At 71.0% G+C, this 25,657-nt stretch carries 23 protein-coding genes; 10 read left to right on the forward strand and 13 right to left on the reverse strand.

The genetic code is table 11. The features are described 5' to 3' along the window. Positions 1-138: 138 nt before the first annotated feature. Positions 139-945: an NPP1 family protein gene (locus tag ACU4ZT_RS15100; RefSeq protein ID WP_445337485.1), complete on the forward strand. Its 807-nt coding sequence runs from the start codon at positions 139-141 to the stop codon at positions 943-945. Positions 946-1,035: 90 nt separating this feature from the next. Here ACU4ZT_RS15100 and ACU4ZT_RS15105 read toward each other — a convergent pair whose 3' ends face one another. Next, entirely contained in the window at positions 1,036-1,788 is a 753-nt protein-coding gene (locus ACU4ZT_RS15105; protein ID WP_063070500.1) for an SDR family NAD(P)-dependent oxidoreductase, read from the reverse strand. Between the two features lie 191 nt (positions 1,789-1,979). Between ACU4ZT_RS15105 and ACU4ZT_RS15110 the strand changes: the two genes are divergently transcribed. The 6 genes from ACU4ZT_RS15110 (at position 1,980) to ACU4ZT_RS15135 (ending at position 9,968) form a co-directional block, all read left to right on the forward strand. Then, complete coding sequence (locus tag ACU4ZT_RS15110) at positions 1,980-4,055, forward strand: PhoX family protein (protein WP_445337486.1); 2,076 nt, start codon at positions 1,980-1,982, stop codon at positions 4,053-4,055. Positions 4,056-4,189: 134 nt separating this feature from the next. Beyond that, positions 4,190-4,546: a biopolymer transporter Tol gene (locus ACU4ZT_RS15115; protein ID WP_414748830.1), complete on the forward strand. Its 357-nt coding sequence runs from the start codon at positions 4,190-4,192 to the stop codon at positions 4,544-4,546. Positions 4,547-4,579: 33 nt separating this feature from the next. After that, positions 4,580-5,248, forward strand: a complete 669-nt coding sequence (locus ACU4ZT_RS15120) for a hypothetical protein (RefSeq protein ID WP_445337487.1) — start codon at positions 4,580-4,582, stop codon at positions 5,246-5,248. Positions 5,249-5,595: 347 nt separating this feature from the next. Then, positions 5,596-7,359, forward strand: coding sequence for a hypothetical protein (locus ACU4ZT_RS15125; protein WP_445337488.1), 1,764 nt, complete (start codon positions 5,596-5,598; stop codon positions 7,357-7,359). Positions 7,360-7,490: 131 nt separating this feature from the next. Then, on the forward strand, positions 7,491-9,167 hold the full coding sequence (locus ACU4ZT_RS15130) for a hypothetical protein (RefSeq protein ID WP_445971902.1): 1,677 nt from the start codon (positions 7,491-7,493) through the stop codon (positions 9,165-9,167). Between the two features lie 63 nt (positions 9,168-9,230). Beyond that, positions 9,231-9,968, forward strand: a complete 738-nt coding sequence (locus ACU4ZT_RS15135) for a ZIP family metal transporter (protein WP_063070496.1) — start codon at positions 9,231-9,233, stop codon at positions 9,966-9,968. Between the two features lie 191 nt (positions 9,969-10,159). On the opposite strand, the gene ACU4ZT_RS15140 is transcribed toward ACU4ZT_RS15135, so the two are convergent. From ACU4ZT_RS15140 to ACU4ZT_RS15170, 7 genes are all read right to left on the reverse strand, one after another. Continuing rightward, positions 10,160-10,711: a hypothetical protein gene (locus tag ACU4ZT_RS15140; protein ID WP_131798093.1), complete on the reverse strand. Its 552-nt coding sequence runs from the start codon at positions 10,709-10,711 to the stop codon at positions 10,160-10,162. Between the two features lie 28 nt (positions 10,712-10,739). After that, positions 10,740-11,276: a hypothetical protein gene (locus ACU4ZT_RS15145; RefSeq protein WP_414748833.1), complete on the reverse strand. Its 537-nt coding sequence runs from the start codon at positions 11,274-11,276 to the stop codon at positions 10,740-10,742. Positions 11,277-11,549: 273 nt separating this feature from the next. Then, a complete protein-coding gene (locus ACU4ZT_RS15150) occupies positions 11,550-12,044 on the reverse strand; it encodes a MarR family winged helix-turn-helix transcriptional regulator (RefSeq protein ID WP_445337490.1) in 495 nt (164 codons plus the stop codon). A 24-nt stretch (positions 12,045-12,068) separates the two neighbouring features. Beyond that, entirely contained in the window at positions 12,069-14,024 is a 1,956-nt protein-coding gene (locus ACU4ZT_RS15155; RefSeq protein ID WP_445337491.1) for a choice-of-anchor G family protein, read from the reverse strand. Next, positions 14,021-14,866, reverse strand: coding sequence for a hypothetical protein (locus tag ACU4ZT_RS15160; protein WP_445337492.1), 846 nt, complete (start codon positions 14,864-14,866; stop codon positions 14,021-14,023). Before ACU4ZT_RS15160 ends, ACU4ZT_RS15155 begins: the two co-directional genes overlap by 4 nt. Next, entirely contained in the window at positions 14,856-16,502 is a 1,647-nt protein-coding gene (locus ACU4ZT_RS15165; RefSeq protein ID WP_445337493.1) for a signal peptidase I, read from the reverse strand. The genes ACU4ZT_RS15160 and ACU4ZT_RS15165 overlap by 11 nt, the downstream gene beginning before the upstream one ends. Positions 16,503-16,520: 18 nt before the next feature. Next, positions 16,521-17,207, reverse strand: a complete 687-nt coding sequence (locus tag ACU4ZT_RS15170; RefSeq protein ID WP_445337494.1) for a SipW-dependent-type signal peptide-containing protein — start codon at positions 17,205-17,207, stop codon at positions 16,521-16,523. Between the two features lie 332 nt (positions 17,208-17,539). Here ACU4ZT_RS15170 and ACU4ZT_RS15175 point away from each other — a divergent pair, with 332 nt between their 5' ends. Both ACU4ZT_RS15175 and ACU4ZT_RS15180 read left to right on the forward strand, forming a co-directional pair. Continuing rightward, positions 17,540-19,426: a MinD/ParA family ATP-binding protein gene (locus ACU4ZT_RS15175; RefSeq protein WP_445337495.1), complete on the forward strand. Its 1,887-nt coding sequence runs from the start codon at positions 17,540-17,542 to the stop codon at positions 19,424-19,426. A gap of 122 nt (positions 19,427-19,548) precedes the next feature. Continuing rightward, on the forward strand, positions 19,549-20,877 hold the full coding sequence (locus ACU4ZT_RS15180; RefSeq protein WP_414748839.1) for an MATE family efflux transporter: 1,329 nt from the start codon (positions 19,549-19,551) through the stop codon (positions 20,875-20,877). 6 nt (positions 20,878-20,883) lie between these two features. Here the strand turns inward: ACU4ZT_RS15180 and ACU4ZT_RS15185 are convergent, their stop codons facing one another. The 5 genes from ACU4ZT_RS15185 to ACU4ZT_RS15205 form a co-directional block, all read right to left on the reverse strand. Continuing rightward, positions 20,884-21,750 carry a nucleotidyl transferase AbiEii/AbiGii toxin family protein gene (locus tag ACU4ZT_RS15185; RefSeq protein ID WP_414763888.1) on the reverse strand — a complete coding sequence of 289 codons (867 nt, stop codon included), beginning with the start codon at positions 21,748-21,750 and terminating at the stop codon, positions 20,884-20,886. A 35-nt stretch (positions 21,751-21,785) separates the two neighbouring features. Continuing rightward, the gene (locus ACU4ZT_RS15190) at positions 21,786-22,775 is read right to left on the reverse strand and encodes a type IV toxin-antitoxin system AbiEi family antitoxin domain-containing protein (RefSeq protein WP_445337496.1); all 990 of its coding nucleotides are present in this window, start codon (positions 22,773-22,775) and stop codon (positions 21,786-21,788) included. Positions 22,776-22,836: 61 nt separating this feature from the next. Continuing rightward, on the reverse strand, positions 22,837-23,697 hold the full coding sequence (locus tag ACU4ZT_RS15195; protein WP_270981855.1) for an aldo/keto reductase: 861 nt from the start codon (positions 23,695-23,697) through the stop codon (positions 22,837-22,839). Between the two features lie 81 nt (positions 23,698-23,778). After that, entirely contained in the window at positions 23,779-24,294 is a 516-nt protein-coding gene (locus ACU4ZT_RS15200; protein WP_270981853.1) for an ASCH domain-containing protein, read from the reverse strand. 49 nt (positions 24,295-24,343) lie between these two features. Continuing rightward, on the reverse strand, positions 24,344-25,063 hold the full coding sequence (locus ACU4ZT_RS15205; protein WP_445337497.1) for a class I SAM-dependent methyltransferase: 720 nt from the start codon (positions 25,061-25,063) through the stop codon (positions 24,344-24,346). 40 nt (positions 25,064-25,103) lie between these two features. On the opposite strand from ACU4ZT_RS15205, the gene ACU4ZT_RS15210 reads away from it, so the two are divergent. Further along, positions 25,104-25,643, forward strand: a complete 540-nt coding sequence (locus ACU4ZT_RS15210; RefSeq protein ID WP_445337498.1) for a hypothetical protein — start codon at positions 25,104-25,106, stop codon at positions 25,641-25,643. Positions 25,644-25,657 lie beyond the last annotated feature (14 nt).

Raw genomic sequence — 25,657 nt, forward strand, 5'->3', positions numbered from 1 at the left:
GATCATTCCCGCCGCGCGCGACCGCGCATGTGCGCAGCCTGTGAATGCATCCTCGAATCCCGGAGCGTGCGTATCGTCGATGGTGTCCGGAACGACTGCTATTCGATGCCCGCAATGTCGCGGGCAAGGGGGATATCCATGTCCAGCAAGATCCGACGAACAGATCGAACGACCACGGGGACGCGTTCTCGCACGGGATGGCGCGGCGCGGCCGCGGCGCTGGGGGCTCTCGCCCTCGTCGTCGGGCCCGCCGCCGCCGCCCATGCGGATCCTCCGTCCGCCATCCCGGCGGCCGCCACGGAAGACGACGCGAGGTGGCAGCCGGCCACCGACTACGACGGGGAGGGCTGCTACCCCACCCCCGCCATGGATGCCGCGGGGACTCCCGCCGAGGGGCTGAGCCTGGGCGGAGCCAACAACGGCAATTGCCGTGACCAGTCCGACCTCGACAACGTGAACAGCTACGCGCGCACCACGTGCGTCGCGGACGGCTGGTGCGCCCACGCGTACGCGTATTACTTCGAGAAGGACCAGCGCGCGGAGGGCGTCGCCGGCGATGGGAACGGGCACCGCCACGACCTCGAGCACGTCATCGTGTGGGTCAAGGACGGCGAGGCGCGCTACGTGTCGGCCTCCGCCCATGGCGGATACGACACGAGGGCCGCGGCGGACGTGCTGTGGGAGGACACGCACCCCAAGATCGTCTACCACAAGGACGGTCCGCACACGCACGCCATGCGCTTCGCCAGCGGGGACGACGAGCCCGCCGAGAACCACTACGGCACCTGGCAGCGTCCGGCGCTGCTCAGCTGGGATCTCACGAGCGACGCTGTGCGCGGCACGATCAACACCCACAGCTACGGATCGGCCACGTTCGACATCAAGGACGACCGCATCTCCAGCGTGCTCTCGGAGCGCAAGCCGGAATCGTCGCTCGCATTCTGAGCAGCTGATCCCGAGAAAGGGGCTGTCGATATCCGACAGACCGGTGGGACCCCGCCTCGGCGGGGTCCCACGCGTGTTCCCGGCCGCGGCTCAGCGCGCCGAGTACCCGCCGTCCACCAGGTGGTAGCTGCCGGAGATGAAGGACGCGTCGTCGCTCAGGAGGAAGAGGACGAGCGCCGCGACCTCCTGGTCGGTGCCGAGGCGCCCGGTCGCGTGCTGGCTCTCGAGGTGGGCGAGCGCCTCGGGCGAGAGGGAGGAGCGCACGAGCGGGGTGTCGATGAAGCCGGGGCCGACCGCGTTGGTGCGCACGCCGCGCGCCGTGTACTCGAGCGCCGCGACCTTGGTGAGGCCGACGAGGGCGTGCTTGCTCGCGACGTAGGCCGCGTTCTGGGCGAACCCGACGGATCCGAGCACCGAGCTCATGTTGACGACCGCGCCGCCGCCCGCCTCCACCATCGCGGGGAGCTGGTAGCGGAGGCCGTAGAAGACGCCGTCGAGGTCGACCGCGCGGGTGCGGTCCCACGCGGCGATGTCGTACTCGCCGATGTCGGCGGCGGGGGCGCTGATGCCGGCGTTGTTCACGGCGAGGTGCAGCGCGCCGTAGGCGTCGACCGCGTGCGCGACGGCGGCCTCCGAGTCCTCCGCCTTCGACGTGTCCTGGCGGAACGCGGTGGCCGTGCCGCCCGCCGCCTCGATCTCGGCGACGACGCGCTCGGCCGCCTCCAGCTGGATGTCGGTGACGACGACCGACGCGCCCTCCGCGGCGAGCGCGCGGGAGATCGCGGCGCCGATGCCGCTGCCTCCGCCTGTCACGAGCGCGGTCTTCGTGTCGAACCTGGCCATGGGGATCCTCCTCGTCTGGGGCGACGCGGGCCGCGTCGCCCCTCGACGGTACGCCCGCAGGATCCGGTCACCCGGGGTTCACCCGCCGTCCACCGGCCGGTCGGGGGCGCGCTCGGGGGCGTCAATACCTTTCAGATGTGATGCGTCCGCCGGTGCCCGGAGCAGACGCCCGAGATCGATGGAGACCCCACATGACCCTCACCCGTGAGTCCCACCACCGGCTGCTGCCGGTCCTGTCGCGCGATCCCCACGCCCGCGGCAAGCGCAGCACCGTCACCTGCCACCTCAAGTGCGACGACGCGTGCACCAAGCCCGTCCCCAACGTCACCGACAACTCCTACTTCCGCGACATCGCGGGCCGCGCCCTCTCGCGCCGCACGCTGCTCGGCGGCGCGGGCGCCGGTGCCCTCGCGATCCTCGTGGCGCAGAACGCCGCCGCTCCCGGCGCGGAGGCCGCCGCCGCGCAGGCCGCGTCGAAGCTGCCCTTCACCGCGATCACGCCCGTCGACGCCGCCGTCGACCAGTTCACCGTGCCGACCGGATACCGCTGGCAGCCGATCATCCGCTGGGGCGACCCGCTCTTCAGCCGCGCCGACGACTTCGACGCCGACGACCAGACGGCCAGGCTCGCCGCCCGCCAGTTCGGCTACAACAACGACTACCTCGACATCATCCCGGTCGACCCGCGGAACAGGGAGGCGCTCCTCGTCGCCAACCACGAGTACACGAACGAGAACATCATGTTCCCGCCGGCCGCGGACGCCGCCGAGCTCGACGAGCAGCGCCGCACGGCCAAGGCCTCGCACGGCATGTCGGTCGTCGCGCTCCGCCGCAAGGCGGTCGGGAAGCCGTGGACCTACACCGTCGGCCACCACCGCAACCGCCGCATCACCGCGGACACGCCCTTCGCCGTGTCGGGCCCGGCCGCAGGGTCCGCGTCGCTGCGCACCAAGGGCGACCCGAAGGGCAGACGCATCCTCGGCACCCTCGGCAACTGCGCCGGCGGCACCACCCCGTGGGGCACCGTGCTCTCCGGCGAGGAGAACTTCAACGGCTACTTCCGCACCGCGGGCACCTCCGCCGCCGACAAGCGCTACGGCCTCGCCGACAAGGCGACGACCCGCGGCTGGGAGGCCATCGACCCCCGCTTCGACGCCCGCACCGCCGGCTACGAGAACGAGCCGAACCGCTTCGGCTGGATCGTCGAGGTCGACCCGTTCGAGCCCGGCGAGGCGCCCGTCAAGCACACCGCTCTCGGCCGCTTCAAGCACGAGGGCGCGAACGTCATCCTCGGGAAGAGCGGCCACGTCGCCGCGTACATGGGCGACGACGAGCGCTTCGACTACCTCTACAAGTTCGTCTCGCACGACACGATGGTCGTGGGCAGCTCCCGCCGGGCCCGCCGCGAGAACAAGCAGCTCCTCACCCGCGGCGCCCTCTACGTGGCGCGCTTCACGGGCGACTCGCCCGTCGCGGAGATCACCGGCACCGGCGAGCTCCCCTCCGACGGCCAGTTCGACGGCATCGGCCAGTGGATCCCGCTGGTGATCGACGGCGTCTGCCAGGTGCCCGGGTTCACCACCGAGGAGGCGCTCGTGCACACGCGCCTCGTCGCCGACGCGGCCGGCGCCACGAAGATGGACCGCTGCGAGGACGTGCAGCCGAGCCCCACGACCGGCAAGGTCTACGTCGCCTGCACCAACAACACCGACCGCGGCAAGGCCGGCAAGGAGGGCGCCACGGAGATGAACCCGCGGACGACCAACCGCGACGGCCACATCGTGGAGATCACCGAGGACGGCGGCGACGCCCGCTCCACCACGTTCACGTGGAACCTGCTGCTCGTCGCGGGCGACCCGGCGAAGAACGAGTCCACCTACTTCGCGGGCTTCCCGAAGGACAAGGTCTCGCCCATCAGCTGCCCGGACAACGTCGCGTTCGACTCCGAGGGCAACCTCTGGATCTCGACCGACGGCGCCCCGAGCACCATCGGCCTCAACGACGGCCTGTTCAAGGTCCCCGTCGAGGGCGCCGAGCGCGGCCACGTGCAGCAGTTCCTCTCCGTGCCCACCGAGGCGGAGACCTGCGGCCCGGTCGTGCACGACACCGAGGGCATGGTGTTCGTCGCGGTGCAGCACCCGGGCGAGGACGGCTCGTTCGCCGAGCAGCACTCGTTCTTCCCCGACTACGTGCCCGCCGGCGTCACCCCGCCGAAGGGAGCCTGGCGCGGACCGCGCCCGTCGGTGATCCAGGTGTTCCGGGGCTGATCCGGGGAGAGCTGCTCGCGGGGTGACCCGCTGAGCTGATCGGGGGGCCGATCGGAGGGCCGGGGCGTGCGTGCGCCCCGGCCCTCGTGCGTGCGGAGGCGGTCAGCGGGATCCCGCCGGGCTAGCGTCGGGGGATGAGCGAGCCCGCGAATCCCGACGACACGGGCCACGGGTCCGGCGACGGCGCGACCGACGCGGAGCGCTGGCTGGTCGTGGGCGGGCGGCGGTGGCCGCGAACGGATCCGTCGCTGCCGGACGACGTCGTGGAGGCGCTGAAGTCGCACCTGGGGCGCGGCCGGTCTGGCGTGGGCGCGGCGAAGCGTCGCGGCGACGGCGATGCGGTGGCGAAGGCCCGCGAGCGGGTCGGCCTCGCGAAGCACGGCCTCGGCGAGCGCGGCCCGCGCTGGTGGGACGAGCCGGAGGACGCCCGCCTCGAGCGGGCGCGCGAGGCGCTGCGGGAGCTCGACGCGCTCGACGGCCCGGCGAGCTGACGCGCGGCCCCTCGGCGGGTCCAGGCTGGACCCATGCAGCTCTACTCCGCGCTCCCCCTCGTCCGCGCCCGGCAGATCGCGGCCGACACCGCGGCGCTCGCGAGCATCGTCGTGTCGGTGCTGGCCGGGATCGCGGTGGCCGCGCTCATCCGCCCGCTCGGCGACCTCGGCCGCAGCATGGAGCGGTCGGGCACGCAGCTGAGCGGATCCATGGCCGACGCCGCCGACGCCCTCGGCCGCCTACCGCTCGTGGGCGACGCCGCGCGCGGGCCCTTCGAGGACGCGAGCGGCATCGGCGCGGGCCTCGTGCAAGCCGGACGCGACCAGCAGTCGCTCGTCGGCACCGTCGCGCTCGTGCTGGGCCTGCTCGTGGCGCTCGTGCCCATCGCGTTCATCGTGCGGCACTGGCTGCTGCGCCGCATCGCGTTCGTGCGTCGCGCGGCCGCCGCCCGCTCGCTCGCCGCGACGCCCGGCGGCACCGAGCTGCTCGCGCTGCGGGCGCTCGCGTCGCGGAAGCCGGCGTCGCTGCTGAAGGCGCACCCGGATCCGGTCGCCGCCTGGCGCGCGGGCGACCCGCGGGTCGTGCGCCAGCTCGCGGAGCTCGCGCTGCGGGACGCGGGGATCAACACGCCGCGGGACCTCCGTACTCGGCAAGCAACGACTAATGGACCGCGGGATTCCGAGCAGAAGACTGACCCATAGCACCAGCTCGGCTACTAAACTTGTGTCACATACCTCAACTGCATAAGCACCTGAGGTTGTTCATCGGCGTGTAGATACCAACGCCAGCTCTCCGCAAATCACGATCCGCAGATGTCTTTCTCCAGGACATATGACGCGGAAAGAGGGGCAATGCAATGTCTTATCGCCTACCACACCTTTCCAGTCTCGAACACCTAGCGCTTTGGGCTGAGCGATACGACGCCCGTTCCGAGCTGCCATCCATAATCAGTCGCATAATCCGAGGTACCAACGACACCGTCATTCAGCTAACGATGGGCGGCGGTCGGTCGGTGGACTTCGCGGGTTATGACGGGACAGTCACGGCCATGAGCGCATCGCCTTTTGTCCCCGCCGGCCCCAGTGTATGGGAGATGGGCGTAACTACCGATCCGAAGAAAAAAGCGGATAAAGACTATGCCAAACGCACTAATGATCCCCTCGGGGTCGATCGATCGGCGACCACTTTCGTTTTCGTGACTCCAAGACTATGGCCAGGCGCCGAGAAATGGGCCTCGGAACGGAGGGCGGAAGGCGCCTGGAAGGACGTGGTTGTCCGGGACGCCGTTGCTGTCCACTCGGCGATGATCGAGGTACCCTCGCTACACGTATACTTTTCGGAACTCATTGGCATGCCGGCTAACGGCGTCCGCACTCTTGCAGATTGGTGGCGTCGGTACACGAAGCGCGTCGATGACCGCCTCCCGTCCCGACTCTTACTAGTAGGCCGAGAAGAGGCCTCACGAGAGTTGATCAGAATATTGAGCCACGAACCGAAGGCGCATATATACATCGACGCCGTGAGCATTGACGATGTAATCGGCTTCGTTGCGGCCACCCTAATTGACGCCGCCCAAAAGGGCCATCCCGAACACCTAGAGGGCGCCCTCGTGGTCTTCGAGCCAGGTGCAATGCTTTATTTAGGCGATCACGAAGATCTCTTGATTCTCATACCCTTTGCAGAATCACTGATCCGAGAGGCGGAACTTGCCTCGGGTAATTCAGTCATCATTCGCGTCGAGACGGGATCCAGGTCTAATATCTCGCTTCCTCAACTGCCCATTCAGCAAGTGCAACAGATGCTCGCCGCAGAGGGCGTAGCGGGAACCGAAACGCGAACCTTAGCAGTCGCGGCCTACCGAAGCCTTCCCCTCCTAAGAGCTACACTTCTAGGAGAACTTACTGTTGGATCCAGCGCGACTTCGCAAGCTCTAGCCGAAATGCCCAAGCTCCGCCGCGTCTGGATGCTAGGAGGCTGGAATTCAGAACGGACAGGAGATAAGAACGTACTAGAAGACGTGCTCGGCACTGCATTTGATGATTCCCTGCTAACCTCGACAACACTCACCGCAGACCCGGTGTTCACGCGTGTCGGCTCCAGTTGGAGGGTAATTGCACCAGATATCCATGTCGCGAGTGTTGGTTCACGACTGACAACCGACGATGTTGACGCCCTAGAAAGGGCGATCCAGTCGGTCCTCGGTGCCGTCGACCCAACGCTCCAAATAGGCGCAAGCGAACGATGGCGTGCTGACACTGTTGGACCAGGCCGCCTTCACTCAAAGGACCTGAGGACAGGAATCGCAACAACATTGGCAGCCTTTGGCTCACTCGGGGAAGATGTCTCTTTAGGTTCAGGTACCCTCCGAGGATGGACGGAGCTAGTTGTTCGCGCCACGCTTGAGCGTGCACACAATGATTTATCAGGCGCATTATGGCTTTCGCTTGTCGACTTATTACCACTTTTCGCCGAAGCAGCACCAGACGAGGTCATGGTCGCGCTCTCCCGAGAGCTCGACCGTAACGGTCCCCTCAAAGAGAGAATGTTTAACGAGAGCGATGATCTCTTCTCGGCAACAAGCCCGCACGTGTTCGTTCTTTGGGCTCTTGAAACTCTCGCTTGGTCTGAGGATTACTTTGCCGAAGTGGCCCATCTCATCGCACGGCTGGCGGCCCTGGACCCTGGCGGCAAATCAGGCAACCGCCCTTCTCGGTCGCTGGAATCCATATTTCTTCCGTGGATGCCGCATACAGCCGCCAACGTAGACCAGCGGGCAGATGCCTTGCGCAGCCTTCTAAGGAGGCACAAGTGATTGGCTGGAATCTCCTGGTTGCCCTTCTGCCCGGAGTAACTACAGTCGTAAGCAGTACACCCGGGCCGCGCTTTCGCCCCTGGAAGCCCGACCAGGATCGGACCATTCTAGAGTCCGAATACTGGGCATCCGTGGGAATGATATTTGAATCGTGCCTAGAGCGACTCGTTGAAGATCCGAATCTATGGCCGGATCTTGTTCAGCATCTAGGTAAACTTCCTCATCAATACCGCAGAACTGCTATTGAGCGGCTCGCGGAGACGCAGATAACCGATGAGCAGACGCGAGCAGCTCTTTGGCTGAAGCTCAATACCCTTCTTCGCCAACACCTGGATCACCCAGATTCCGAGTGGGCCATGTCGGCAGAGGAGCTTACGACGCTTACTGATGCTGCACGGCTATTTAAGCCGCTCAGAGCAGCTGTCCGGTATGCATGGCTTTTTACTGATGCATTCCTAAACTTAGGAACGCGTATTGTCGTAGCAGACTATGCCGCCGAGCTTGATACCCGGCGAGAAACTGCAATCGCAGAGGCATGGCAAGAGGGTGGATTCGCAAGCGTGCTTGAACTAGCTCAAGCCGCTGATTCTCCTTATGCAGTCGGTCATGCTCTAGCGCGCACGCAATACGACATCGATGAATTAGAACTAGCTCGCAGCCTAGATAGCGTTTCTGAGGTGCTTTTTGATGTTGCTCGAGGGTATTTAGGTAGGAAATACCGCGCCGACTTTCCGCGACTCTCTTGGTTGGTAGGCAAGCTCGAGGGCCATCCCTTAGCGCAGGCCCGATTACTCCAACTCGCGGATGACGTTGAAGCCGCTTGGGCAGACTTGGGAAAGCGAAGTAATTTTGTGACTGAGGCCTACTGGAAGGAATTCTATCCGTACGGCCGTGGAGCTGATTTCCCATTCGGTATCTCGGCGGCAAGGCATCTTGCCGAGGCTGGAAGGGTCGCTTTAGCACTTGACGCCCTTTCCCACTACCGAGATGGTAAGGAGGAGATGGATATAGATCTCATCGTAAGTAGCTTTCAGCGCCTCATTGACGCTAAAGACGACGAACTTGGCGTGCTATCTAGTTACGAAGTTAATAACTTGATGGAGCTATTACGGCAATCGGCGGGCGTTGAAGAGGAGACACTAGCGCGGCTGGAATGGGCGCTCCTTCCGATACTGGATTCTGATCCGACAAGCTCCACCCTTCAACAGCGGCTTGCACGAAGCCCGCACTTCTTCATCGAGATCCTGTCACTTCTTTACTCTGGAGAGGACGAAGAGGGTCAGGAGCCATCTCATGTCGATGCGAAAATAGCTACAAATGCGTGGCGGTTGCTCAATGATTGGAAGGTTACTCCAGGTAGTGATCAAAAGTCGCAAGAAATCAATGAGCATGAACTTAGCGCCTGGGTGAGTGAGGCTCAAGGACTTGCGATTACCGCAGGGCGGGGAGGGGTTGCGGATCTTCAAATCGGTCAGATGCTGGCGCGTTCTCACGCTGCAAGTGGTGACGTTTGGCCACCGAGGCCTGTCGCCACCGTGATTGAGGACTTCGCGACTGAAGCTATGCTCCGCGGGTTTAGTATGGGGGCATATAACAAGAGAGGAATAACCAGCCGTGGACTTGAGGATGGCGGCAAGAGCGAACGGGAACTTGCCAAACGGTTTAGAGGCTGGGCAGACGCACTAAAATTTCAGTCACCTAAAACTGCGCGCGTTTTGCGTGAACTGGCGTCGGGCTACGAAGACGAAGGGCGGCGCCGGGACGATGAGGCTCAGCGGTTTCAGGAGGGGTTTGGCTTCGGAAACTAGTTGACCGTGACGATCACAAGTGCTTACTTGCCTCAGCTTGCTACTGGGAGCATCCTCGAATCCATGTCGCCTCTCCTCCTCGCCGGGCTCGCCGGCCTGCTGTCCGGGCTGTCGCTCGTCGTCGGATCCCTCGTCGCGTGGTTCGTGAAGGTGCCGCGCGAGGTCGTCGCGCTCGTGATGGCGTTCGGCGCCGGCGTGCTGATCTCGGCGCTGTCGTTCGACCTGGTCGACGAGGCGGCGGGGAGCGGCGGCGTGATCCCCACGCTCGGCGGCTTCGTCGCGGGCGCGGTGGTCTACGTGGTGCTCGACCAGATCCTCGAGCACGGCGGGTTCCGGCGGAAGCACCACGGGAAGTCGACCGGTGGGGGCGGCACCGGCGTGGGGATCGCGCTCGGCGCCCTCCTCGACGGCGTGCCCGAGACGGCCGTGCAGGGGCTCAGCCTCACGGGCGGCGGGGCGCTGAGCATCGGCGTGCTGGTGGCGGTCGTGATCTCGAACTTCCCCGAGGGCATGTCGAGCACGGCCGACCTCAAGGAGAGCGGCCGGAGCGCGCGCTACGTGTTCGGCCTCTGGATCTCCATCGCCGTCGTCTGCGCGCTCTCGTCCCTCGGCGGCTACGCGCTGCTCGGCGGCCTGCCGGAGAGCGGGCAGTCGGTCGTGATGGCGTTCGCGGCCGGCGCGATCCTCGCGATGATCTGCGACACGATGATCCCCGAGGCGTTCCGCAAGGCGCAGGCGCTCACCGGCCTCGTGACGGTGCTCGGCTTCGTGGCGAGCTACGCGGTGCACCAGGCGGGGTGACGGACACACGCTCCCGTGCCGCCCGCGGCAACCGCCCTCCCTCGTCCGCACTCCCCCGGTGGACGTGGTCGAGGACGGAGGTATGAGGCGCGAGTCCCACTTCAGTCGCTGATCAGCCGTCTCGCCTCGCTCGCACGAACACTCCTCGCATCACGAATACGATGCGAGGAGCGTTCGTGATCAGGATGACGTCACTGAACGCGGGACGTCTGGAAGCTCCATTCCTGAGCCGGAGCATCGAAGGCTGCTGATTCGCCCTGCTTGATGAGATTGCACCCGGAGTTCTCCAAGTACTGCGTCGTCGTCCCGCTGTACTTGACGGCCCCCAGGGCGAGCCGTCCGAGTACGTAGTCGCTCGGGACGGTCCACGAACCTCCGTTCGTCGTCGTGCCGGTCTTGCTGACGCCGATCGTGACGCCGACGTCCTGCTGGACGCTGGCCACGACGCTGCTCAGCGACACGCTCGTGGTGGCGTTGATACTGCCGGAGACCTCGAACGAGACTGTCGTATCGATCTGCAACGTCACACCCGGCCCGCCCGTGACAGAGCTCATGGAACCCGGCGCTTGAGTGAATACCGAGGACACCCCGGTGGTCTTGTAGACGATGTTGCTCCCCGAGCACTCGGCATTCGGCCTCACCTGGCCATCATCCTTCGACGACACAGGCGCTGCCGAAGCCGACGAGCCTGAGACGGCGATGAATAGCGCAGTGAGTGCCAATGCCCCGATTGCTTTCTTCATTTTTCCCCCTATTTCGACGCAGTGACTGTCACTGCTGTCGCGGTATCGCCAAGATCCAGTATCGAACGTCGGGTCCGACGTCGAGATCCACGACCAGAGGTCCCTCCCCTTCAGGGACCGGAATGCTCCCGTTGCTCTGGAAGTCAGGAGTGCACGCTCCCGAGTAGAACGTTCCGACGGTCACGGTGAAGTCCCCCGCAGAGCAGGCGACGTAAAAGGTGATCTGCGCGCCGCCACCTTCTGGCCTGTCGATCGTGAACTTCTGAGGCCCTGCACCCTCCTGGTGGAGAAGGGGCTGGACGGTGTCGGCGACGAAGCTCCCGGACCCCCTCGTGGTGACCCGATCCAATGGATCTCGGACCGCTTGAGCCTCGAGCGGCGGCGTGCTCTCCGCGCTGTCGCCATGTGCTGAGGGTGACGTGCTCGTGTCGACACCTCCGGAGGACGTGCCGGTGCAGCCCCCGAGCAAAGCGCTCAACGTCACGGCGGCGATCACCGTGGAAACCCTGGATCTGAATGTCAAAACGAACCCCCGTCGCGTGATGGCGTGGATCCATGACAGCACTCATGTGACCTGCGCACAACACATCACCGTTTGTTTGACAAAACGGGTGCTCGGACTACGATCCAGAACGCCCCGCGTCCCCGAATATGAGGACAACGCGCGGCACGAACGTCTCGACGCAGGTGCATCTCAGAGTCGATTCGGTGGCCCTGAATCAGTCTCCGCATCGGATGTGACGAGCTCCGGACGTCGATGCAGCAAAGGTTGAGCTTCGTCCGCGTGGCAGCAGCGTCCCGCCTCTCAGGAGAAGAACGAAGGAGGAGTCCCGCCGCGTCAGTCCTCCGCGGGCCGGTCGCGCGGCGACAGGTTGAAGCGGCGCAGCGCCTGGGCGAGCCGCTCGACATCGTCGGTGTCCCACGCGTGGAGGCGGTTCTGGAGCCGGCCGCGCGTGCTGGCGCGCACCGCCTCGAGGCGCTCCTCGGCGCGCGGCGTGAGGCTGAGGATGGTGGAGCGGCGGTCCGCGGGATCCGGCTCGTCCTGCACGAAGCCCTCCTCGCGCAGCACCCGGAGGTGCCGGCTGACGGAGCTCTTGTCCATGAGGAGGCCGGTCGCGACGGCGCCCGCGGACGCCGGCCCGTCCGTGCGCAGCCACCGGGCGACCGCGAAGGCGCCGGGCTGGAGGCCGGGGTGGAACAGGGCCGCCTCCTCGACGCGGAGGGAGCGGATGGACATGAGGAGGCCGGCGAGCTCGGCGGCGACGGCGGACACGGCGGCCTCGCGCTCGTCCGCGGCGGGAGCTCGGTCTGCACCGGCGGACGGGGGATTCACGAAGGGAACCCTAACCGACCCGGATCAGGGGGTCCGGTACGCGTTGCGCCCGGCCGTGGAGGTGGCGAGCTCGGTGACCGAGAACGGCGTCCCCGTCACCGCGTCGGCGACCCGCAGGCCGAGCCGCAGCGCCGTCACGGTGTACTCCGCGCTCGTGCTCCGGCCGATGGCGGGGAGGTACGTGGATCCGGCGGGCGCCCCGGCCTGGTCCGGCTGCACGTTGACCTGCAGCGAGAGGACGCGCGGCAGGGCGTTGACGAGCGATCCGACGCCCGTGACGGCGCCCGCGGAGACGGCGGCGAGGTTCGTGCCGAGGTTCGTGACCGGCACCGCGAGACCGGTGGTGACGGCGTTCCGCACGGGCGCGACGAGCCCGGTGGTCAGCGAGGCCACCAGGCGATCGCCGAGCGCCGAGACGGATCCCAAGCCGAGCGCCGAGAGCAGCCCCGCCACGACCGAGCCCAGGGTCCCGAGGCTGAGGGCCGTCGCCGTGACCGTGAACTGCTTGCCCGCGACGAGGTCGGCGAGGGTGCCCGAGAACTGCGACCGCAGCGCGAGGACCGGGATCGGGCTGCCGAGGAGCGGCTGCAGGGTCACGTTCGCGGTCACGTCGACGACGACCGTGACCTTCTGGAGCGCCGTCGTCATGGCGGCCCGGATGTCGGCGCTGCGCTGGTCGATCAGCGCGCCGACGCTCGCGGCCACCGTGCTCAGCGTCGCCGCGTCGACGAGGATCTCCGTGTTCGGCGCCTTCCCGTTGAGCCCGTTCGGGCCCCTGCCGAGGAAGTAGGCGAGGTCGACGGTCACGGTGCCGGTCGCGAGGTCGACGGCCACGCTGCCGTCGGCGCTCCGCAGCGGGGCCGTGAGCAGGGGCGCGACCGCCGTGGCCGCCGCGTCGACGCCCGTCACGCTGACCGTGCCCGTCAGCGCCGTGAGGCCGAGGGTGCTGCCGATGCCGCCGAGCGTGGAGAGGATCGTGCTGCGGATGGCGTCCGCGATCGCGCCCGTGGGCGTCGTCGTGGAGGAGCCGCTGGTGAGCAGCGCGGCCGCGGCCGTGACGCCGGTGGTCGCGGCGGTGGTCGTCGTGCCGGTGATGCCGCGGACGGCCGGGCTCACGGCGGTGAGCTCGAGACCCGCGATGCCGTACTGCCGGGTCGAGCCGGGCAGGGATCCGTTCCCCCACACCGCGTTCCGGCGCCCGCTGCACCAGTCGAGGACCGAGCTGGAGGCGACGGCGCCGAGCGCGAGCCGGGTGGTGGTGAGGGCCGAGGTGCCGGTGGTCGCGTTGACGCTCGCGAGCACCCGGTCGAGGTCGATGGTCGCGCGGCCGGGCAGGGCGGGGGACGTGGGGGTCCCGGTGACGCCGACGGCGCCCGAGTTCGAGACGAGGCCGCTCGCGGCGGCGGACGTGCCGGTCTCGGTGACCCGCACGTACTGGTTGAGCGCACCCGCGGATCCGGCGGGGAGGCCCGCGTTCAGACCCGTGAGGTCGAGCGTCGCGGTGGTGCCGAGGGCCTGCGCGACGAGCGGGTTGACGTACACGCCGGTGGCCGGGCTCGGCGCGCTCGCGGGCGTGGGCTGCGATCCCGGGCGCGCGTCGTCGACGGCGGAGAGGCCGGCGAGGCTCCCGGCCGCGTCGAGGTTCGTGCCGATCAGGCTGCCGCGGAGGAAGCGCGCGGACGCGGTGGTCGTGAAGCCGGTGCTGGTGCCGCAGGTGAGGTTCTCCGTCGCGACGCGCGACTTCATCCACTCGGCGTCGCGCCAGGCGGCCTCCGACGGGACGACCGGGGGCGTGACGGCACCGGCGACGAGCGCGACGGCGACCCCCGCGGCGACGAGGGCGGGGCGGCGGAGGCCGGTCGGGCCGGAGAGGCGGCGGAGGGCGGGGAGGGCGCGGAGGCCGCCCGCGAGGAGGCGGCGGAGGATCGGCGTGCGCGGCGCGCGGCGACGGGCGTCGCGGCGACGGGGGGCGGCGGTCACGCGGCCACCTCACCGGGAGCGGCGTCCACGCGGCGGGCGCGGTTCGCGCGGCGGGCGCGGTTCGCGCGCCGGGCGGGGGCGCGACGGCGTCCCGCGCCGCCGCGCGCGAGCAGGCCGAGGCCGAGCGCGCCGACCGCCACGAGCGCGAGCGATAGCACGTCGAGCGCGTTGCCGGTACGCGGCAGGATCCCCGCGAACCCCGTGGTCCCTCCCACGGGCGGAGCCGCCGCGTCCACGGGCACGGGCACCGCGGCGGGATCGGCGCTCTCGGCGTGCAGGCCGACCGCGACGGTGCCGGAGCGGCCCATGATCCGCTCGTCGCCGCTGTCGGCGGGATCGACCGAGGCCGTGAGCATCAGGTGCTCGCCCGCGGCGGCGGTGATGTCCGGCAGGTCCATGCGGTCGGTCGACCCGCGGAACTCGCGGAGCGGGGTGGGCGCGAGGACGGAGGCGGTGCCGCTGGCGCAGGTGGGCGCGGTGCGCGGCGCAGCGGTGGCGGGGGGCACCCACTCGTCGTCGCAGCGGTCCACCTGGAGGAGCACGCCGCGGTCGAGGTCGGCGAGCTCCCCGCCGGAGCGGATCTCCACGGCGAGCGTCGCCGACTCGGCGTCCGCGATGCCGGCGTCGATGATCCAGTGGCCGTGCTCGCCGGGTGCCACGTCGAGGAAGGCGGCGGTCCACTCGGAGGAGACCGAGAGCCGGCCGGGCATGCCGGTGTCGGGCGTGTCGAGGATGGCGGCGGTGGCGCGGGCGCCGATCAGCGACAGCCCGCCGACGAGGGCGAGCACCGCGGCGGCGGCGAGCATCCCGCGGAGGGGTGCCCGGGCCGCGTCAGCGCGCACGGCGACCGGATGCGCGACGGGCGCGGTCGCGCGGACGCAGGGCGTCGGCGGCTAGGGGCGGGGTGGCGGGTGCGGCTGCGGGCGCGGCAGCGGCGGGCGCGGGCGGAGCAGCAGCGGGGGCGGCGGCCGGCACGGCGGGAGCGGCGGCGGCCGCGGGAGCCGACGGGTCAGCCGGCGCGGCGGAGGCGGCGGGCGGCACGGGCATGCCCGTCGGCACGGCCGCGGCGTCCCCCGAGCGCAGCGGCACGAAGGACGACCGGCGGGTCGGACGCGTGTCGGCGGCGCGCGCGGCGCGCGGCGCGTCCACGGAGCGCGCCGAGTGCGCGGCGCGCGGCGCCGGAGCGGACATCGACGTCTCGGCGGCACGGATCGAGCGCCGGGTGCGAGGAGCGGCGGCAGGGGGCGCGGCAGACGCAGCAGCGGCGACAGCGGGCGCGGCAGGCGCAGCGGCAGGAGGCGCGGCAGCGGCAGCGAGCGCGGCAGACGCAGCAGCGGGAGCAGGCGCGGCCACGGGCGGCACCTCCGGGGATCGGCGGGCGCGCGTCGGCCGGGGCGCATCCGCGGCACGCGCCGAGTGGGCGGCTCGCGGCGCGTCGGCGGGGCGCTCCGGGCGCGCGCCACGGGACGCGCGAGCGGCATGGGCCGCGTGCGACTCCCGCGCCGTCTGGGCGGCGCGCGCCGCGTGGTCCGAGCGGCGCGACCGGGCGCGACCGGCCGAGGCGGCGGCGCGCGCCTCGCGACGGCTCGTGGGAGTGGGCGCGGTGGTGGATGCGGCGCCCGCCGGCGCAGCGGCGACGGCCGTCGCATCCGGGCCCGTCGTGACGCCGGCCCGCGCACCGACAGCCGGTGCGGCATCCGACGCACGCGCAGCCGCCCGGGTCAGCGCGGACCGGCGGGCGCGCGCCGGCGCGGACATGGCCGCCGCGGTGGCGACGTGCCGGTCCTCGTCGGGATCGGCGTCCGGTCCGGCATCCGCCCCCGCGACCCGGCGCCCGCGGCTCCGGCCCGACGGCAGCGACGTCCCGACGAGCAGCAGCAGCAGCGCCCCCGCGAGCCCGATGAGCACGAGCGGCGTGTGCAGGATCCGGTTGGCGTAGCCGAGGTACGGCACGCCGAACACGACGCGGTCCGCCGACGCGATGACGTACGGCGCGGGATCGGCGGTCTCGTTCGCGTCGCCCTGGAGGACGACCTGGCGGGCGGCCGGGTCCTGCGGGTCCACGCCCGCGGTCGGCTGCTCGACCTCGCCCGTGACGGCGCCGATCGAGATGATGCGGTGCGTGACCGGCAGGTCGTACCCCGGCCGCTGCACCTTGATGACGTCGCCCACCTCGAGGTCGGCGGCGGGCACGGCGTCGGCCATGATCGCGACGGACCCGGTCGGCAGCGTCGGCGCCATGGACCCGGTCAGCAGCACCACGAGCGAGAGCCCGAGCATCCGCGACAGCACGGTCCACGCGATGACCACCACGCCCGCGAGCCCCAGCAGCGTGATGACGACGTCGCGCACGACGACGCCGACGGTGCGCCGGGGCCGCGCCCGCGCGCGGGCGGCCGCGACGGCGTCACGGCGGGCGGCCGCGAGCGCGTCGCGGTCCCCTCTCCGTGTCGCCGTCACGGCGCCCTCGGCGGTCATGGCACGGGCCCGATCCGGCTAGTTGACCGACGCGACCGACGTGCCGGCGAACTCCCACGCCGGCGTGACCGCGCGGCCCTGGAGGGCGTCGACCGTGGTGCCGGCCGGCAGGGTCGGTGCCGTGGGCAGCGTGATCTCGAAGCAGTAGTACTGCACCGACGTGCTGTTCGCGGCCAGGGCCTGCGTCTGCGCCGCGGTCGGCTCGGCCGTGGCGAGCGGGCCGGCGGCGATGACGTTGGCGGCCGTGGCGAACGACGTCGCGTCGCAGGTGGCCGAGGTCGCCGAGGTCGCGACCCGGAGGTTGAGCGCGCCGAGGAGGAGGTTGTTCGCGTCCACGGCCGCGTTCGCGGTGCCGGTGGCGGGCTCGGAGTCCTGCAGGAGGAGCGTTCCGGCGACGGATCCCGCGGAGGTGCGGAGCGCGACGGGCGCGTAGACCGTGTTGCCGGGGATGAGCGCGAGGGCGCCGGGCGAGAACGTGAGGTCCTGGCCGGGGTTGGTCTCGTTCTGCGTGAAGCCGGTGGAGGCGAAGGGCGCGACGACGTTCTGCTCGACCTCGAAGGTCGAGGTGCCGAGGCCGGGGCCGCTGCCGTTGCCGCCGCCGAAGACCCACTCGGAGTCGGTCCAGGCGGCGAGGGTGGCCGTGACGCCGAGGCCGAGGACGAGGCCCCCGGACAGGAACGCCATGGTCTTGGTGCGACGCGACATGCGCGGACGCTCTGCGTGAAGTGCCATGAAGGTGATCCCCCTGATAGTGCGGGCCCCGCATCCGGCTCGCGGATCGTCCTGCCCCCTGCGTCGCCACGAATCGGGCGACATCGTGACGCTAGGTCGGCGATCCGCCGCCGCCGAGGCCGACGGGGGACAACCGGTACCGGCCGCGTCGATCACCAGTGGCGCGGGGGATCCGCGGGTCCGACTACCGAGGCGGGGTCTGTGCCCCGTACGAGGGTCCGGAGGTCCCTCCCCCGCGATTCCGGGCCGGAACGGCTCCCCTGGTAGCCTCGTCCGCGCAGGCGGGGACGACGAAGGCGAGCCACATGACCGACGACACGCAGGATCCGGGCCCCCGAGACGGCGCCGCACGCGACGGGGGCGCTTCCGAGCCCCCCATCCTGAGCCGACGCGAGCTGCGTCGCCGCCAGCAGGAGATGGAGCAGAACCGCGGATCCGGCGACTCCGGAGACGCGCACCGGTGGGTGGATCCCTTCCCCGCCGTCCCCCGCACCTCCGAGGGCGGGCTGTTCGGGCCCGACCGCGTGCGTCCGGGATCCACGGCCGTCGCTCCCGCCCACGTGCCCGCCTCCTTCGACGACGAGGCCGACGGCATCGACGACCTCGCGGCGCCCGGCGCGGCGGGGGCCGACGCGGCCGCCGACCTCCCGATCGACGCGGTCGACGCGGTCGACGCCCGCGAAGACGAGGACACGGACACCGGCGACGTCGAGATCGTCGGCACGCGAGCGTTCGACGAGCTGTTCGTCGACGACGAGCGCGAGGCCGAGATGGACGCCGCCGAGGACGCGGACGACGCGGCCGAGGAGCTCCCCGCGGGCGCCTCCGCGCACGGCGACGCCCCCTCCCCCTTCGACGCGTTCGTCGCGCCGGCGGTCGGATCCGCGTGGGCCGTCCCCGCGCCCCAGGCCGACGACGCGCACCCGTTCCGGATGCCGCTGCGTCCGTCGACCGAGGGCGACGGCGATGGCGCGTCCGCGGACGACGCGAGCACGGACGGCGTGACGGCATCCGAGCCGACGGACACGCGGCAGGTCCCGATCACCCCCGCGGTCCCCGAGCGCACCGCCCCGGCGCCCGCACCCGAGCCGCACCCGATCTCCTCCCTCCCCCCGGCGCCCGCCGACACCGAGGAGCCCGCCGACGACCGCCGTCCCGGCAGCGACCTCACGGCGTTCCCCGACGCGGATCCGCAGCGCTACGTCATGCGCACCCCCCGCGCCGACGCCGCCACGAGCAGCCTCACCCTCTTCCCCGAGCAGACCGGCCAGCGCCCGCCGCGCGGCCCGGTCGTCGCGCGCACCGGCTTCCGCGGCTTCCTCAACAGCGTCACGGGCGGCGTCTTCAAGATCGCGCCCGGCGCCGAGGAGGCCGCCGCGAACGCGGAGGTCACCCGGCGCGAGGGCGACGAGCGCGTGATCCGCCAGGCCACGTGGTCGCGCGCGGTCAGCGTGCTGGTCGCGAACCGCAAGGGCGGCGTCGGCAAGACGCCCACCTCCCTCATCCTGGGCGGCGTGCTCGGCTCCATCCGCGGCGGATCCGTCGCCGTGGTCGAGGTCACCGACGATCCCGGAGCGCTCGGCTACCGCGCCGAGGGCCAGCCGACCCGCGGGCTCGGCGAGCTCGTGCGCGACCGCGACGAGATCCACAGCGCCGGCCAGCTCGCCGGCTACACGGCGCCGCAGACGAGCTTCGCGTCCGTCGTCGCGTCCGTCGGGCCGCGTCGCGAGCTCACGGGCGACGACGTGATCGGCGTCTCCCGCCTCATCGACGAGTACTACGCGATGCGCGTGATGGACTCCGGCAACCAGCCGTCGTCGTCCGCCTTCCGCGGTGCGATCGAGGTCACCGACGTGCTCGTCGTCCCCGTGCTCAACGCGGGCGACGCGGTGCTCGAGGCCGTCGCGCTGCTCGACTTCCTGCGCGAGCTCGGCGGCCACGCGGCCATGCTGGCCGACAACGCCGTCATCATCCGCCTCCACGACGGACGCCCGGAGGATCCGGCGGTCGTCGCGCGCATCGACCGCATCCTCGAGGACGCCCGCCCGGCCCAGATCTTCACGGTGCCGTACGACGCGCACATCGCCGAGCGCGGACCGATCTCGCTCGCGTCGCTCGACCCCGAGGTGGCGCGCGCCTTCACGGCCGCGACCGCGGGCGTCGTGCAGCGCCTGGCGCACGCGGTCCGCTGACGGGCGCGTCCGAGGGCGGATCCGGGCCGGCCGGACCCGGGTCCGGGTCAGCCGGGCGCGGGCCCACCGGGCGCGGCCCGCGGATCCGCCGCCCGCTCGACCGGGAGATCCTCGCGCTGGCGGTGCCCGCGCTCGGCGCGCTCGTGGCCGAGCCGCTGTTCCTCCTCACCGACACGGCGCTCGTCGGCCACCTCGGCAGCGCGCCGCTCGCGGGCCTCGGCATCGCGAGCGTGATCCTTCAGACGATCGTCGGCCTCCTCGTCTTCCTCGCGTACGCGACCACGCCCACGGTCGCGCGACGGCTCGGCGCGGGCGACCGGCCGGGCGCGATCCGCGCGGGCATCGACGGCCTGTGGCTGGCGCTCGCGCTCGGCGCGGTGGTGCTGGTCGTGGGGCTCGTGGTCGCGGATCCGCTCGTGCGCGCCCTCGCCGACACCGGCGGCGCCGACGCGGATCCGGCCGCGACCGCCGCCGTGGTCGACGCCGCGCGCACCTACCTCGGCATCTCGCTCGCCGGCATGCCCGCGATGCTCCTCGTCATCGCCGCGACCGGCCTCCTCCGCGGCCTCCAGGACACGCGCACCCCGCTCGTCGTCGCGGTCTCGGGCTTCGCGGCCAACGCGGCGCTCAACGCGTTCCTCATCTACGGGCTCGGGTTCGGCATCGCCGGATCCGCGTGGGGCACCGTCATCGCGCAGTGGGGCATGGCGTCGGTCTTCGTCGCGATCGCGGTGCGCGCGGCCCGGGAGAACGGCACGACCCTGCGGCCCGGCCTCCGCGGGGTCGCGCGCTCGGCGGCGTCCGGCGGCTGGCTGCTGGTGCGCACGGCGTCGCTCCGGGCGGCGATCCTCGCGACGGTGGCCGTGGGCGCGGGCCTCGGGGTCACGGGGCTCGCGACCCTGCAGATCGCCCTGACCCTCTTCTCGACCGTCGCGTTCGTGCTCGACGCCCTGGCCATCGCGGGCCAGGCGCTCGTCGGCCACGGGCTCGGCGCCGACGACGTGCCGCGCGTCCGCGCCGTGTCCCGCCGGCTGGTGCAGTGGGGCGTGGGCCTCGGCGCGATCCTCGGCCTCGTGCTCGCGGCGCTCTCGCCGCTGCTCGGGCCGGTCTTCACGGGCGACGCGGACATCCACCGCATGCTGACCGCCGTGACCCTCGTGCTCGCCGTCGGCCTGCCTGTCGCCGGCTACGTGTTCGTGCTCGACGGCGTGCTGATCGGCGCCGGCGACGCCCGCTACCTCGCCCTCGCGGGCCTCGTGAACCTCGCGATCTACGCGCCCGCCCTGATCCTCGTGGCCTGGCTCACCGAGACCGGCCGCGTCGCCGGCACCCCCGCCCTCCTCGCGCTGTGGGCGGCCTTCGGCCTCGTCTACATCGGCGCCCGGGCGCTCACGCTGGGCCTGCGGGCGCGCGGCGACCGGTGGATCGTGACGGGGGTCGCGCGGGCCTGACGCGCGTCAAAGCGACCTCCACGCGCGGTCATCCGGGACCCACGTCCCCTGCGCCTCACCCCGGAGTGCCGGTGCGAGCATCATGTTGACGAGCTCCTCCGCCGCACGCCAGCCCAGCCCGAAGCCGCTGAGGCCTCGCGCGACTCGTGCGAAGCCCCGCTGGATCTCCGGCGAGGCGTCCACGGCGAGGAACGGCTCGAGACGGCGCTCCCGGATCTGCTGCTCCGTCGCCTCGCGCAGGAGAAGCCCATCGCAGGGAAGGTGCATCGCGATGAGCGCGAGATCGACCAGGTCCTTCGCTCGGGAGGAGCGTCCATCTCCGCCTGCGTGGTCCCGCTCCATCATCGCGGCGGCCTTGTCCGCGATCTGCTGCTCGACGGAGATCATCGCGTAGTCGACGACGGGAACCGGCTTGCCGAGCGGCACCCGGAAACGTGGCGCAGCTCTGATCACCGACACCCCGATGCGCTCGTGGACGGCGAGGTCGACCTTGATCGCGAGTCCTGGGACCTCGTCCAACTCGAACCGCAGCGAAGTGACGGCGAGCGCGGGCTGGTCTCCCCTGTCTCCGTCGACGCGCCTCATCAGGCGAAAGGAGAGCCGATCCCCGATGTCGACCGCAACGAGTTCGGCGAGGTGCGCGACGGCAGCCTCCAGGCCCATCCGCCCGCTCTCCAGATCGATGTCCACGGTGGCGCGACCGGCCGGGATGAAGGCCAGCATCCGCGTGCCGCCCTTCAACATGAACGCCGGATCGGCGCGCGCGAAAACTCGACCGAGGAACCGGTCGAAGACCAGGTAGGTCCTCAGATCGGAGACGGAGACGCCGAGCGCGGGAGCCGCACGCCGTGCAGCCGCCGAGATGGCGCGCATGGTGTCCGCCGGGCGCCGATATGCGTCATCTGCTGTCACGATGATGTGGCCCCCTCCGTCCTGCCGCCCTCCTCTTCGAGCGCAGACCTCGTCGCAGCGCGCAGGGCATCATGCACCAGCTCATCGATCGTGGAGCGAGGGAATGTCGGGGCGGTCGTCCCCGCCAGCGCAGCCGGCGTCGCAGAGAGGAGCTCTCGCGACATCAGCGGTTGGAGGCCCCGGGCCATCGAGGCGATCGCATCATGGACCGGCAGCATCGCCGCCCGGACAATCCGCCTCTCATCAGCACGCAGCGGTGCCAGGACCTCCTCCAGCTGCGCGTCGAAGGATCGGATGAACCGCTGAGCCAGATCGGCATGCACCGTCAGACCCTCAGGATCACGGCCGTCGACGCCGGACAGCGCTCGGAGTCGGCGGTACAGGGCTGCGCCGTCGACGAAACCCAGACGAGGAGCGCGACGCTCGAGGTGCGAGATCAACGCCGGCACGTCGAGGTCCCCGCGAGACCGTTCCGCATCGCCGAGCGCATCGGCGACCAGGCTGAGGTCCGACCCGTCCGTCTCGAGCAGATCGGCGAGGGTCCGCTCCCGAGTCGTCACGGGGAGGCCGTCGACGACGGTCACATCCGCGGGAGGCAGGTCCGACACCCGGAATCGCACGTCCGTAGCGCGGGTCTGCTTGCGAGCCCTGGTCCAGAAGGTGAAGGGCGCCGGTTTCACGTCACCCATCTCATGCACCCACGCCGAGGCGGCACCGCCCACGACGACATCCGGATCCCGACGACGTTCTCGCGCCGGCACGGCGGGCGTCGAGGCGAGCCAAGCAGCACGGAGATCGTCTCGCCCATCCATCGCCGAGGTCGAGACCTTGTACACGCCATTGCGGATGCGTTCCAGCGACCCGGAACTCTCTCGCCGTGTGAGCGTGCTTCGCGCGACGCCGGCCGCGCTCGCCTGCGCGGCGGTCACCAGCCCCCATTGCTCGGAGGCGAGTTCCTCGAGCGTCCGGGTTCCCTGGGTGGCCATGCTGCAATTCTATGCGTAAACGCAACAAATGCAGCAATACAGGATGTGTTCCTGATGAGCCTCAGTACATCGCGAGCGGCCCCGCGCCCGCGGGCGCCGGGAACGCGCGGTCGAGCTCTGCCAGCGTCTCGTCCGGGATCACGAGGTCGAGCGCCGCGCGGTTCTCGGCGACGTGCGCGGCCGTCGCGGCCTTGGCGGTCGCGAAGACGTGCGGCGCCTGCCGGACGACCCACGCGAGCGCGAGCTGGCCCGCGCTGACGCCGAGGGGCTCCGCGAGGGCGGCGAGCGTCGGATCCGTCGCGAGCCGGCCCTGGTCGAGCGGCGAGTACGCCATGACGGGCATGCGGCGGTCGCGAGCCCACGGGATCACGTCGGCCTCGGGTCCGCGCTGGGCGAGGTTGTAGAGCACCTGGTCGGTCTGCACGGCGTCTCCGCCGGGGATCGCGGCGAGCTCGTCGAGGGCGCGGGCGTCGAGGTTGCTGACGCCCCACGCGCGGATCAGGCCCTCCTCCACGAGCTCCTGCATCGCGGCGACCGTGTCGGCGAGCGGGTGGGATCCGCGCCAGTGCAGGAGGTAGAGGTCGAGCCGGTCGGTGCCGAGGCGCGCGAGGCTGCGGCGCGCCGCCTCCCCTGTGCCGCGGCGCGACGCGTTCGACGGCAGCACCTTGCTGATGAGGAACACCTCGTCGCGGCGGCCGGCGATCGCCTCGCCGACGAGCTCCTCGGATCGCCCGCTGCCGTACATCTCGGCGGTGTCGATCGCGGTGAGGCCCGCGTCGAGGCCGGCGCGCAGGGCGTCGAGCTCGGTGGAGCGGGCGGCGCGGTCGTCGCCCATGTTCCAGGTGCCCTGCGCGAGGGCGACGGCGGTGCGGCCGTCGGGGAAGGTGGTCGTGGGGATCCAGGTGTCAGCCATCGCGTCCATCCTCGTCCGTCGGGGCGGGTCCGGCCAGGTCCCGCGGCGCGCCTCAGCGGACGCGCGGCGTCGCCGCGACGCCCGCGCGCGTCACAGCGGGTCCGCGTGCTCCGGCGGCCACACCACGGCGAAGCGCTCGAAGACGATCTCGTCGTCCTCCGACCAGGCGGCGCCGCGGGCCGCGCTCACGCGCTCCCAGTAGATGCGGTGCTGCGTGCGCCAGCTCTCGAGGGAGAGATCGTCCTCGCCCTCGTCGCGCGCGAAGGCGGCGTCGGCGCTCGTGAAGGGGCCGACGCGGAGCTCGGTGCTGCGGATCACGATGCGCGGCGCCCCGGTGCTGTCGCAGGCGATCCAGTGCGACCCGATCCGCGGCACCTCGTCGCCGCGCGCCAGGAAGTCGGCGACCAGCTCGGCGGTCGCGCGCTTCCGGCCCGACAGCACGATCCCGAGCAGCTCGTCGGCGAGCCGGGCGTGGTCCCCGAAGTGCTCGACCGTGTGCTCGGGCCCGGCCGCGACCGCCTGGGGGTGCGCCTCGGCGTACGCGCCCCACATGCGCGCTGCCGCCTCGAGGTCGGGCGGGGAGACGGGCGCGGTCGCATCGCTCATGGGTCCGATGCTCCCACGCAGCCCGGCCGCGGCGGCGGGGCGGGATCCGTCAGCGCGCCCGCGCCACGAACACCATCACCCGCGACGCCTCCGTGAGCGGGCCGCGCGCGAAGTCGCCGTGCACCGCATCCACGTCGAAGCCGGCGTCGTCGAGCTGGGCCGTGAGCGTCGCGCGGTCGCGGAACGCGAAGGGCTGGACGTCGGACACCACCTCGCCCGTCGCGACGAACCGGCTGTGGAAGACCACCCGCACGACGCCCGGCCCCGTCTCCTCGGCCTCCATCCATTCCTCGAGCGGGCCGTGCGCGGTGTCGCGGGTCGTCGCCGGGCCCGCCCACGACTCCCACGCGCGGTCGGCCGGGTTCCGGCTCTCGAAGGTGAGCGTGCCGCCCGGGCGGAGGGCGCGGCGGAGGTCGGCGAGGGTGCGGATCCACTCGGGGTCGGGGATGTGCTGCACGACGTTGCCGGTCAGGAAGGCGAGGTCGAACGGGCCCGCGGGGAGGACGCGGCTGTCGCCGTGGATCCACTCGACCGCATCGCCGCCCGGCCGGGAGCGGGCGACGTCGAGCATGGCAGCCGACGGGTCCACCCCCACGACCCGGCGCCCGGCGGTCGCCAGCGAGACGGTGAGCATGCCCGTGCCGCAGCCGAGGTCGACGATCGACCGCGCGCCGACCTCCTCGGCGAGCGCCCGGTCGAAGTCGTGGTCGGGGCCGTCGGGGTTGTCGGCGTCGTACAGCGCGACGAGGCGCGGATCGAGGGAGGTCACGGGCCCGACGCTATCGGCGGCGCGCCCCTAGCCTGATGCCGTGACCGACGATCCCCACCAGCCGCCCGCCGGCGACGCCCGCGCTCGCCGCCGTCCCGACGCCGAGCAGCGCTCCGAGGCGCTCAAGGAGCGGATCTACGTCACGTTCACCGCGCTCGCGGTCACCATCGCGATCGGGCGCGACGCGGAGCACGCGACCGTGGGCGGCGCCGCCACGACGCTCCTGCTCACCGTCGTCGGCACGCTCCTCGCGGTGTCGGTCGCGGAGTTCATCGCGCAGATGGTGCGCGACGGCGAGGTGCCGGACCGGCGCGACGTGGGCCACATCCTCTACGTATGCGCCAGCTCGCTCGGGGTGCTGCCCGTGCCGATGGCGGTCCTCGGCCTGTCCGCGCTCGGCGCGCTCGACCTGGCGGCGGCCCTGCGGATCATCTCGTTCGCGCTCGTGGCGACGCTGGTGCTCGTGACGCTGATCGCCGTCCGCCGCCTCCGCGTGGGCCTCGGCGTGAAGCTGCTCGTGCTCGCGGGCGTCGCGGTGCTCGGTGCGGCGGCGCTCGCGGTGGAGCTGGCCGTCCACTGATCCGCTCGGCGTCG

It is taken from the genome of Clavibacter davisi (genome assembly GCF_052751415.1).